Here is a 12,026-nt window from a genome sequence, read left to right as displayed (position 1 = left end):
GTGGGGAGTGGGGAGTGGGGAGTGGGTACGAAAAATCTATGTACCTCACTAGCTGAGGAAACGCTATATTTAAAGTTTTAAAGAAGAATAAGCACTGAAGTCAATTGCCGAGCCTAATTCAGGGTTGGGCAGGCTAGCATTGTAGTAATAGGATTAACTCTTAACTCATGCTTAAAACTCGGACTTTGGTTAAATTTATTATTATTTTTTGTATTACAGTTTTCATTTTAACATTTAACTGCTTTCAGTATTTAATTTTCGGCGTATTTAACTTGACGGGAGTAAAATTTTCGACAGAAAGCCAGTACAACTACGGTGAAGTATTGCAAAAATCTATTTACTTCTATGATGCACAGCGATCGGGAAAGCTACCCCCAAACAATCGCGTAGAATGGCGTGGTGATTCTGGATTAAAAGACGGAGCTGATAACGGAATTGACTTGACGGGGGGCTGGTATGATGCTGGCGATCATATTAAATTTGGCTTTCCTATGGCAGCGTCAACCACGCTTTTAGCATGGGGAGCCATTGAATATGAAGATGGCTACAAACAGAGTGGTCAGTATGACTTGATGCTGGATAATCTGCGCTGGGTTAATGACTATTTTATTAAAGCTCATCCGGCTCCAACGGTGTTGTGGGGTCAGGTAGGACAAGGGAGTTTGGATCATGCTTGGTGGGGTGCGGCGGAAGTGATGCCAATGGAGCGCCCGTCGTATAAAATTGATGCATCTTGTCCTGGCTCAGATTTAGCAGCAGAAACAGCAGCAGCTATGGCAGCCTCTGCGATTGTCTTTCAAAAAGTCGATGCGAATTATGCCAATACCCTGTTGCGCCATGCTAGAGAATTGTATGAATTTGCCGACCAGTATCGAGGTAAGTATTCAGATTGTATTACCGATGCGAATGAGTATTATAAATCGAGTGGCTATAATGATGAACTTGTTTGGGGAGCAGCATGGCTGTATCGAGCGACGGACGAGCAAGAGTATCTGATTAAAGCTGAACAGGATTACAATAATTTAAGCGATCGCCCGGATGCGATTAATTCCTATAACTGGACGCATACGTGGGATGATAAATCCTATGGCAGTTATGTTTTTCTCGCTGAATTAACGGGGAAACAGAAATACAGAGAAGATGCCGAACGGTGGTTAAATTATTGGTGCGATCGCTGTCGGTGGAAAAAGATACACACCACACCTGGGGGTTTGGCGTGGCTAGATGAATGGGGTTCCCTCCGATATGCGGCAAAGACGGCATTTTTAGCCTTTATTTATGGGGATTCGGTGGAATCTCCTTGGAAAAAGTGGAAATACCATGCATTTGCCGAACGCCAAGTTAATTACATCCTGGGTTCAAATCCCCAAAAACGTAGTTATGTGATAGGGTTTGGCAACAATCCACCCACGCAACCTCACCACAGAACCGCCCATGGCTCGTGGGCAAATAACAAAACAATTCCGGAGCAAACGCGACATCCTTTGTATGGGGCATTAGTTGGTGGACCTGATCGCCAGGATAAGTTTGTGGATGAACGGTCTAATTTTAAGATGACGGAAGTCGCCACAGATTACAATGCTGGATTTGTAGGAGCCGTGGCGAAAATGTATGCCAAATACGGTGGGGAACCGTTGACAAATTTTCCCGAACCCGAACAGCGGGAGGATGAGTTTTTTGTGGAAGCCCAGACAAAAGCCTTGAGTGATAATTTGATAGAGATTCAAGCTACCATCTACAATCAATCCGCCTATCCTGCTCGAATTCTCCGCAAGTTATCCTACCGCTATTTTGTCGATATCAGTGAAGTCATTGGTATTGGAGGTAAACCGACAGATATAACTGTAAATTCCATGGCTCAGTCTAGAGTGAGGGTTTCTGGACTGAAACCGTGGGCAGGTTCTATTTATTACATTCAAGTTGATGTGGAGGGTTCTCAGCTCTATCCTGGTGGAGAACCCCATTACAAAAAAGACGTTCAGTTTCAGTTAAAAAGTCCAATAGGAACATTTAATCTGGAAAATGATTGGTCTTATCAAGAGATGATTCAGAAAGGGGGAATGGTCAAACGCGCTAACATTCCTGTTTATAATAGTGGTACGAAAATTTTTGGAACTGAACCTACCAAGGCTCCGTAGAGCAGGCAAGATGCCTGTTCCATCCAAAATCTCAAGGGGCTTCTACCAATTGGTGCGTACAAGTGAGTTGAATGGAAAAGCATGATGAGAATGGGTAGAAGATTTTTCTTGGGTTGGACTATTTCTATAGCCTCTGGGTTATTGGGGAAGGGGCAAGCGCAAACGGTGGAGCGAGAGACTCGGGCTAAACTTCTCATTAATCAAGTTGGATACTCTCCAACGAGTCCTAAGTCTGCTTTTTTAATTAATTTCAGTAATCCTGAAACCCGCCAAGTAGAACTGGTAAATGCAAAAAATAAACGCACGGTTTTTGTGGCTAACTTAGGAGAAGCTTGTAATGATGAAGCCAGTCAGAATGTAATCCAAATTATTGATTTTACACCGTTTAATCGGGAGGGTAGATATTACTTAAAATACGGTACAGTTGAATCTTACCCATTTCAGATTGGTAATAATATTTATCAGGATTCATTTGTAAAAATGCTGCGGTCTTACTATCTGCAACGGTGCGGCGTTGTGGTACGGGATTCGGTGAATGGGATTGGGCATTCTCCCTGCCATTTGAATGACGGCGCGATCGCTCATACCGATGAAGTGAATCGGGCGGGTGAGGTAAAATTTGCCCGAGGGGGTTGGCACGATGCGGGAGATTTTGGCAAGTATGTCGGACCTACAGCGGTGACAGTGGGGCGATTGTTAAGCTTGTACGAACACTATCCCAATTTATTTTCTGACCGACAACTCACCATTCCTGAAAGCGGCAATGGCAGACCGGATTTGCTAGATGAGATGAAGATAGGGCTAGATTGGATGCTGGCAATGCAGCGGCGAGACGGTGCTGTCTACCGCAAGCTGTCGGGGAAAGAATGGCCCGGAATGATTCTGCCGAATGAAGATATCCAACCCCGGTTAATTTACGGTATTTCTACACCAGAAACAGCCAAATTTGCCGCAGCGATGGCAATGGCAGCAAGAATTTACACCCCCCATGATGTTTTGTTGGCAAAAAACTATTTAAAAGCCGCGCAAAAATCGTGGGACTTTTTGCAATCGGAACCTGCGATGCGAGTCGATTGGGTTGAGGGGGATGACAGTGGTTCTGGGAAATATTTGGCAGGGGAATGGGATACGGATGAAGCATTAACAACGGATAAAGATGACCGTTTGTGGGCGGCGGCAGAGTTGTTTATTACTACTGGGGATGCAAGGTTTGAGGACTACCTAAAGCAACAAATCCCGTCCTTCTTTTATACTCTTTTCGAATGGAAAGACCCGTCCTCGCTGGGTATGATAGATTATCTAATGCAAACCAATGGCAAAGGCTCGGATAGTCTGAACCAACAGATTAAGGAAAAGTTGCTGGAACGGGCAGATACTTTGCTGCCAAAGGTGGCTGGGAGTGGCTACCGTTTGGCAAATGACAAGTTTATATGGGCGTCCAATAAGTTAACAGCGGAAGAAGGAATTACACTATTGTATGCCTATCGAATAACAGGCAATCCAGAGTATTTTAATGCAGCCGTTGACCAGTTGGATTATTTATTAGGACGCAATCCGTTTAATCTTTCTTTTGTTACAGGAGTGGGTTCAAATTCCGTGCAGAACGTGCATCATCGAGTTGCCCAGGCGAAAAAGATTGTTATTCCTGGTTTAATGGTAGGGGGACCGAATACAGAAGCCCAGGATGGAATTGCACCAAAAGGGTTGGGACTGTTGAGTTATATTGATGATGCGCAGTCCTATGCTACAAATGAATATGCCATTGATTATAATGCCTCTGCGATCGCACTGATGGGAATGGTGATGGCAGAGGTAGGTTAGCAGCGGATTTTGTAGCGGATAGGTTATTGGTTTCTGCAAATAATTTGATTTCTCACCAATAACTTATCCGTTACATCCGTTATCACATCCGTTGCTAACCCACTCCATTTGAAGTCGTCCTACTAAAGCGATAAGATGGGTCAATATCTAAATCCATTAGAACAATGCCAACGACGACTGAGTATAAGTATGTGCAGCTCAATGATAAGGGTGTGCCTGTTATTGCTGGGACAACCCTGAAAGTGATTGAGTTAGTGATGGCTCAGATAGCTTATGGCTGGAGTCCTGATGAATTGCAGGTTCAGCATCCTTACTTATCGATGAGCCAAATTTACTCGGCACTGGCTTATTACTGGGATTATAAAGAAGTAATTGATGCGGAAATAGAGGAAAGCTTGCAGTGGGCAAAACAAGTCAGAAAAGAGGCGGGGATATCTCCTGTAGCGGCTAAACTCCGAGCAAAAGGGCTACTCGTGTGAGTGTAGCTTTATATATGGATGAACACGTCCATAAAGCCATTACTGAAGGATTACGTCGGCGTGGTGTGGATGTTTTGACAGTTCAGGATGATGACAGGCGGAACACACCCGATGATATTTTACTTGACCGGGCAATGGAACTGGGGCGCGTCATGTTTTCTCAAGATAGAGATTTGCTGATTGAAGCGCAATGTCGTCAAGTGGAAGGAATAACGTTTGCTGGCGTTATTTATGCCCATCAGTTGTTGGTTACTATTGGCATTTGCGTGCGCGATCTGGAACTGATTGCTAAAGCTACCGATTTAGAAGATTATGCTAACCAGGTAGAATATTTACCCCTGTAAGGCTTGCCTGAGTGCGATCGCACTGATGGGAATGGTGATGGCAGAGGTAGGTTAGCAGCGGATTTTGTAGCGGATAGGTTATTAGTTTCTGCAAATAATTGGATTTCTCACCAATAACTTATCCGTTACATCCGTTATCACATCCGTTGCTAACTCTCCAAATCTTTAACCGCTGGTCCTTGGATCAGTTCTCCATCGTAGGTGAAACGGGAACCATGACAGGGACAATCCCAACTCTTCTCAGCACTATTCCAATCTACAATACAAGCAAGGTGAGGGCAAACAGCAGAAACAGCGTGAACTGTTCCTTGCTCATCTCGGTAAGCAGCAACTTTGTTACCATTGATAGTAACCAGTTTCCCTTCATCTCTAGCCACTTCAGAGAAGGACGAGTTATCTAAACCCTTCAAGCGATCGCCTACCCAATGTTTCGCCACATTACTATTTTCCTTGAGAGACGTTTCAGAGACAAAGGGTGTGGCGCGAGTCGCATCATAAAGTTCAGCCCAAGGATTCTCTCGTCCTAAAATCAAGTCTGAAAGCAGCATTCCAGATAGGGTTCCCTTACTCATTCCCCAGAGGGTAAACCCAGTTGCCACATAAATATGATTGTTAAGGGGTGTGAGTTTGCCGATGTAAGGCAGCTTATCAAAAGAAACCATATCTTGGGTTGACCAACGGTACTCAAAGGTATCAACCCCAAAGCGATCGCGGGCGTAGTCTTCTAACCGCAAGTATCGTTGCTCAGTATCATCTACTGTACCCGTTTTATGACCCTCGCCACCAACCAGTAATAGCGTACCCCCCTCGTAGGGAGTCGTGCGAATCGAGCGGTAATTTTCACCGACACCAATATACATTCCCTCCGGTGCTTTTGATGTTTCGATCTGTGCCGCAACAATATAAGAACGCTTGGGATAGGTTTTGGCAAAGAATAGTCCCTGGTCTAAAATAGGCAGATTGGTGGCTACAATCACATCGGCAGCTTTAACCACTCCTCGGTTCGTTGTAATCTGACAAGGAGAACCTTCCTCAACTCCCTCTACTCGCGTCTCCTCAAACAGATAACTGCCATTACCAGGAAGAGTTTGAGCTAGGTGCAACAGGTACTTTCGAGGGTGAAACTGAGCTTGGTTCTCAAATTGCACCGCTCCAGTAATGGGAAACGGTAGTGAGGTATCTTTGACAAAAGATGCTGGCAGTCCCAATTTGACAGCCGCTTCTACTTCGGCTTCGATTTTATCTAAATGCTCTGGAGAGTCAGAAAAAGTGTAAGCACTTTGACGGCTAAATTCGCAGTCAATTTGTTCTTCTTCAACCAATTTAGCAACTTGCTCGATTGCCGCCTGGTTTGACTCCCCATAGAGTCGTGCTTTTTCTGCACCGAATTCTTTAATCAAATTGGCGTAGATTAATTGGTGAAGGGATGTTATTTTGGCAGTGGTATGACCACTTACACCTGTCGATACCTGTCGGGACTCAATCACAGCAACGGTTTTACCTGCTCGCTTGAGTAGCATGGCAGCCGTCAATCCAGCAATACCTGCACCGACAATGGCAACATCGACTACTGTGTTATTGACAAAGGGAGAAAAGGTCAGTTTGGCTGTTGAATCAATCCAAAATGAAGCGGGTTTTCCAGCTATCAGAGTCATAAGTTTCTACAAAAATTGCTTATTGCTCTACTGTAGTTGAGGAACTATACCTGCTTTCATCTATCCCTAGAGGGAATAAAAATTAGTGCGTTATAATAGCATAGTTTGAGGGGACGTAAATACACGGCAATGCCGTGTATTTACAAAAAATTAATACCCAAAAACAGCAAATAGGTTAAAAGAGGATTAGCCTTATTATTCAGTTTAGGAATTACGATGGATTCCCAGCCACACCAGAATTTAGAGTCTGTATCCGAACCTACGCCAGTACTACCCTCAGTAAATAGCACGAATGAAAAGGCGACGTATGGGGAAAAAACTAATCGAATCCAAGCCTTGAGCGAGTTACTTAAATCAGTGATTCCCTTTGTATGGGTTGCTGTCATCCTGATTGTGATTATTCCTCTAATCGGTCGAGGGTTTATTGGTAAGTCAATGACGGCAGATTTAGAAACTTCAAGTAACAAAACGAGTAAAATTGTTGTTATTGAAAAAACTTTGCCAGACTCTACCCAAATCGATCAAGCGATCGCAACAGCCATTACCGATGCCCATACCCAGGCAGAACACTTGGCATCAGAGCGATTGGATGAATGGGTTGATGGGTTAATGACTCGCGTAGATAGTAGTTTTCTCAATTGGTATTTTGATTACTTTAACCAAAAGAAACTTGAATTCACTACGCCCTTTATCTGGTTATCGTCAGCCGCAGCCCACTGGATTAATACCACTAACCCACCTCCTAGTCAAGTCGTTGCTGAAAAAGTGACGGAAGATTTCCAAACGGAATTTGCCAAACGAGTTCTCCGACCGAAAATTGCCCAACTTGAATTAGAAAGAATCACCAGGGATACGATTAATCTGTATGTCGCTGAACTCGGAAAAAATATTTCGAGGATTCAAAGTAGTTACAAGATTCCGCAAGGACAGTGGGAACGTTATCTGGAAGATATTGCCATTACCATTGCTGATACAGAGGGAAATATTTCTAACTTATCGTTGAAGGTATTAGTTGGGGGCAGTACTTACCTATTCGCCAAAGCAATGATTCCAGTTGCAGCAAAAATCGGCAGTAAAGTTGCCGTATCCTTTGCTGGGAAATCGGCGGCAAAGATGGCAGCAAAAACCGGGGGTACAGTGGCTGGCAAATTGGGAGCGCAGTTTCTCGATCCGATTGTGGCGGTAGGGATTATTATTTGGGATGTGTGGGATTATCAGCATACAGTTAAGGTAGAACGCCCCATCCTCCAGGAAGCGATTCGGGATTATTTGCAGGAGGTCAAGGCTTCGTTGTTGGATAATCCTGAAAATGGCATTATGGCAGCGATTGACCAGTTAGAGGGTGGTATTTTGAAATCGGTAAACGTAGGGTGGGCAGTGCCTACCAACGCTATTGCTAGTGTCCAAAGGTGTTCAAAGCACTGCCCACCTTACATGAACAATGCTTGTTGAGACTGGTGCAAGATGTGAGTCAACTTATGGCTCGTTCACTTCCCCTTATGCAAGAGGAGCGATCGCGCCTCTCGATCCGCTGTAACCCATCACAGTAAAAGCGATCGCCCTTATCACCAACTTTCACAGAAGCGAAACATCTCTGTCATGCCCCTGTCATAACGACTCTCTACAGTGGTAAATGTCAGCGATCGGTACTCGATGATTCTGTTGACTCCCCGATTAGCTGGCATTGCTCAAGCGAGTATGACGCGGACTTGCCTGCTGAGTTGAACCTTCATTAGCTACAGTCACGTCATTTAAATAAATCAACTTCACTGTTCGCAGAATCACTATGACACGAGACACCCAAACCCCCAATTCTCCTAACACCGCTTCTTCTCCCTTCAAAAAGGCAGTCACCTATTTATCACTGATGTTGCTGGGAGCCGGCGTCACCTTTTCAGGCAGTTACTTGGCGACTCGTAATGCTGACACCTTAGTAGGCACTCCGGCTCAAGCTTCACCCGATACCTTGGGGCAGAACCTGCCGACTGGCAACCCCTTGATGATGCAAAATGCCAACTTTGTCACCAACGTTGTCGAAAACGTTGGACCGGCAGTGGTGCGGATTAATGCCTCTAGAACCGTTACCACTGAAATTCCAGAGGCGTTTAACAATCCATTTTTCCGGGATTTCTTTGGATCACAATTTCCGGATCAATCCCAAGAGCGAGTGGAACGGGGAACCGGATCGGGTTTCATTCTCAACACCGACGGTCATATTCTGACCAATGCTCACGTTATTGATGGTGCTGATAAGGTCAGTGTTATCCTCAAAGATGGTCGCACCTTTGAAGGTGAGGTATTGGGAACTGACTCTGTGACAGATGTCGCTGTAATCAAGATTCAAGCAGAAAACCTTCCCATTGTCACCCTGGGTAATTCTGATGAACTTAGACCTGGGGAATGGGCGATCGCAATTGGCAACCCCTTGGGTCTAGATAATACCGTCACCACGGGTATCATTAGTGCAACAGGTCGTTCGAGTTCACAAGTTGGTGTTCCCGATAAGCGAGTTCAATTTATCCAAACGGATGCCGCTATTAACCCCGGTAACTCTGGTGGACCCCTACTCAATGCCTCTGGTCAAGTGATTGGCATCAACACCGCAATCATTCAAGGCGCTCAAGGTTTGGGCTTTGCGATTCCCATCAAAACCGCCCAAGGAATTGCCGACCAGTTGATTACGAAGGGCAAGGTAGAACATCCCTTCCTGGGCATTCAAATGGTCACGTTAACGCCAGAGTTGAAGGAAAATATTAACAGCAATCCTAACTCTGGATTGAGTGTAAACGAAGATAAAGGGGTGCTGATTGCAAAAGTGATGCGCAATTCACCCGCAGAAAAGGCAGGATTGCGAGCTGGTGATGTTATCCGCCAAATCAACGGTCAGTCTGTGGATGATGCTGAGGACGTACAAAGGGCAGTTGAAGGCACTCCCGTTGGCAGTGAGTTGCAAGTGGAATTGCGCCGCAATCAAAATGATATCGAGGTAGCGGTGCGACCTGGGGCTTTTCCAAATCAGAATCGATAAGTCCTATAGAGACTCCAAGCAAGATCCCCGACTTCTTGAAGAAGTCGGGGATCTTGAGTACCTCACTCACCTGAAAAGCCCTGTAAGTTGCCTGCATCGCTAATAATACTTCTGAGGGTAGTATCACACCGTTGGACATAGAGCTTCGCCCCTCGATCTTGCTCATTGATTTGCAGAATTTCTTGGAAAATTTGCTGTGCCTCAGTGAATTTTTTCTGGTGATAAAGGATAACTGCCTCTTCAAATCGTGTCTTTGTTTCCTGCTTTAACTCTCGCATCGCAATGGAATCGGCGTCAAACACCTCAAACACTGGAACCAAATATTTTTTGCCTTTTAATTCAACTTGACCGATAAATCGATAGTTATAATTTATTTGCTGCTCTAGACTAAACAGACTCTGTCCGCTAATCAAAATGGATGCCCCATAGACTTTGGTCAAATCTTCTAGGCGCGATGCTAAGTTAACGGTATCGGAAATAACCGTGCTTTCCATCCGCTGTTCTTCGCCAATGGTGCCTAGCATTAACGTACCCGTATGTAAACCAATGCCAATGGCAATGGGTGGATAGCCGCACTTTTGACGGTGGATATTGTAGAGCGTGACTTGTTGTTGCATTGCAATCGCCGCGTGCAAGGCATCTTCTGCTTTTTCTGGAAACAGTGCCATTATTGCATCACCAATATATTTATCAATAAAGCCGTTGTGCTGGCGAACGATGGGACCGACTCGTCTCAAGTAGGCATTGATAAAATTAAAGTTTTCTGTGGGAGTCATCCCCTCCGATAAGGCGGTAAAGTTACGAATGTCTGCAAATAAAATAGACATTTCCTGCTGCACTTGGTCGCCCAGACGTACATCTATGATGCTTTCCCGTCCTAAAAAGCGCAGAAATTCATGAGGGACAAAGCGACTGTAGGCGATATTGATTTTAGAGAGATTAATATGGGTTTTGATTCGCGCTAGGAGTTCGTTTTTGAGAACGGGTTTAGTCACGTAATCATTAGCTCCCGCATCTAAACCTGCTACAAGGTCAGAAACTTGATTTTTAGCGGTTAACATTACAACAGGCATGGCTGAGGCTGGAAACCGTTCGCGGATGGTTCGGCAGACTTGATAGCCGGACATCTTTGGCATCATGATATCGAGTAAGATTAGATCCGGTCTTAGACCATTTTCCAGGGCTGCTAATGCCTCAATGCCATTGGTGGCTTGCACGATCGCATAATTTTGCAAGGATAGGTGATTGACCACCACTTGTAAATTAATCGGTTCGTCGTCTACAACCAGAATAGTTAATGCGCTGTTTAAATTGAGGTTGGGTGAGAGGGGTAAGGATGGCTGTGTCTGATTCGGCTGGACTCTAGCAACCCTTTGACTGCTGAGTGACATTGGTTCGGGGGTTTGGGAGGTGATGGGTAGGGTAAAGATGAATCGGGAACCCTCACCAACTTTAGATTCAACCTGAATCGTGCCACCGTGCAATTCTATCAGTTGTTTGGTGATGCTCAGACCTAAGCCGGTGCCGCTATAGGCGCGGGAGAGGGAGGCATCGGCTTGCTCGAAGGATTTGAAGATATCCTCAAATTTGTCGGTAGAGATGCCAATACCCGTGTCGGCAACGGTGACTTTGAGGAAATCCTCTGCAACCGTAGCGGATACGGTGACTGACCCGGAATCGGTAAACTTGATGGCGTTGCCGACTAGATTGTACATGATTTGTTGCAAGCGATCTTCGTCGCCATCCACGGCGGGTAAGTCGGGTGGAATTTGGTTGATCAGGTTGAGGGGTTTGCCTGTGACTAAGGTTTGGCAGAGGGTGAGGACAACTTCGGCGATTTGTTGGAAGTCTACGGGTTTGCGTTGCAGTTGGATGTCGGCGTTTTTGAGTTTGGCGAAGTCCAGGATATCGTTGACGAGGTTGGAAAGACGCTTGCCACTGGAGGCAATCATGGAGAGGTTGGCGATTTGCCTGTCGGTGAGAGAACCGGCTGCACCGTCGATTAAGGATTCGGCAATGCCAATGATGCCGTTGAGAGGGGTGCGGAGTTCGTGGGAGGTATTGGCTAAAAATTCGTCTTTGAGTTTGTCGAGGCGTTGCAAGGCTTTATTGTTGGCTTCCAGTTCTTGGGTAAACTGGAGGCGATCGCGTTCGGCTTGTTTGCGTTGGGTGATATCTTGAAAGGCAGCGATCGCGTAAATAACGTTACCCGTTTCATCAAAGATGGGGGTTGCCCACACTTCTAAGGGGATAGTCTTGTCGCCTTGGCGAATTTCGGTATCATCGGCGGTCGTTCTTTGACCTTTCAACGCCTGTACAATGGGTTGTTGATCAGTAGGGTAAAGGCGATCGCTTCCCTCAATATAAGCCTGATAAACCTCTGGAAATTCTGCAACCGCCGCATCCTTGGCAATTCCTTTTCCCAGTAACTGCTGTGCGGTTTGGTTGGCGTAGTAAGTGTTGCCATCGGCATCAATGATAAACACACCCACTGGCATGGCTTCTAGGAATTGCGTCAGCCGTCTTTCACTCTCGCGCAGTACCTGATTTTCTCGTTCCTT

General features: G+C 45.5%; 7 protein-coding genes and 1 pseudogene. 6 read left to right on the top strand and 2 right to left on the bottom strand.

Annotated elements, in window-relative coordinates; all coding sequences use genetic code 11:
* Nucleotides 1-167 precede the first annotated feature (167 nt).
* The 4 genes from IQ257_RS08390 to IQ257_RS08375 all read left to right on the top strand — a co-directional run bounded on the left by IQ257_RS08390 (nt 168) and on the right by IQ257_RS08375 (nt 4,782).
* Nucleotides 168-2,138 carry a glycoside hydrolase family 9 protein gene (locus tag IQ257_RS08390; protein WP_193874330.1) on the top strand — a complete coding sequence of 657 codons (1,971 nt, stop codon included), beginning with the start codon at nt 168-170 and terminating at the stop codon, nt 2,136-2,138.
* 81 nt (nt 2,139-2,219) lie between these two features.
* Nucleotides 2,220-3,959, top strand: coding sequence for a glycoside hydrolase family 9 protein (locus IQ257_RS08385; protein ID WP_228060531.1), 1,740 nt, complete (start codon nt 2,220-2,222; stop codon nt 3,957-3,959).
* A gap of 164 nt (nt 3,960-4,123) precedes the next feature.
* On the top strand, nt 4,124-4,438 hold the full coding sequence (locus IQ257_RS08380) for a DUF433 domain-containing protein (protein WP_193874328.1): 315 nt from the start codon (nt 4,124-4,126) through the stop codon (nt 4,436-4,438).
* Complete coding sequence (locus tag IQ257_RS08375; protein ID WP_193874326.1) at nt 4,435-4,782, top strand: DUF5615 family PIN-like protein; 348 nt, start codon at nt 4,435-4,437, stop codon at nt 4,780-4,782. The genes IQ257_RS08380 and IQ257_RS08375 overlap by 4 nt, the downstream gene beginning before the upstream one ends.
* Nucleotides 4,783-4,931: 149 nt before the next feature.
* Here the strand turns inward: IQ257_RS08375 and IQ257_RS08370 are convergent, their stop codons facing one another.
* Nucleotides 4,932-6,437: an FAD-dependent oxidoreductase gene (locus IQ257_RS08370; protein ID WP_193874323.1), complete on the bottom strand. Its 1,506-nt coding sequence runs from the start codon at nt 6,435-6,437 to the stop codon at nt 4,932-4,934.
* Nucleotides 6,438-6,653: 216 nt separating this feature from the next.
* Between IQ257_RS08370 and IQ257_RS08365 the strand changes: the two genes are divergently transcribed.
* Nucleotides 6,654-7,889 carry a hypothetical protein gene (locus IQ257_RS08365; RefSeq protein WP_228060530.1) on the top strand — a complete coding sequence of 412 codons (1,236 nt, stop codon included), beginning with the start codon at nt 6,654-6,656 and terminating at the stop codon, nt 7,887-7,889.
* A gap of 334 nt (nt 7,890-8,223) precedes the next feature.
* Nucleotides 8,224-9,465, top strand: coding sequence for an HhoA/HhoB/HtrA family serine endopeptidase (locus IQ257_RS08360; RefSeq protein ID WP_193874321.1), 1,242 nt, complete (start codon nt 8,224-8,226; stop codon nt 9,463-9,465).
* A 62-nt stretch (nt 9,466-9,527) separates the two neighbouring features.
* On the opposite strand, the pseudogene IQ257_RS31435 reads toward IQ257_RS08360, so the two are convergent.
* Nucleotides 9,528-12,005 (bottom strand): annotated as a pseudogene (locus tag IQ257_RS31435) (ATP-binding protein); the annotation flags it as partial.
* Between the last annotated feature and the right edge of the window lie 21 nt (nt 12,006-12,026).

The organism is Coleofasciculus sp. LEGE 07092, assembly GCF_015207375.1.
Classification (GTDB): domain Bacteria; phylum Cyanobacteriota; class Cyanobacteriia; order Cyanobacteriales; family Coleofasciculaceae; genus LEGE-07092.
This window is presented reverse-complemented; position numbering and strand designations above follow the sequence as displayed.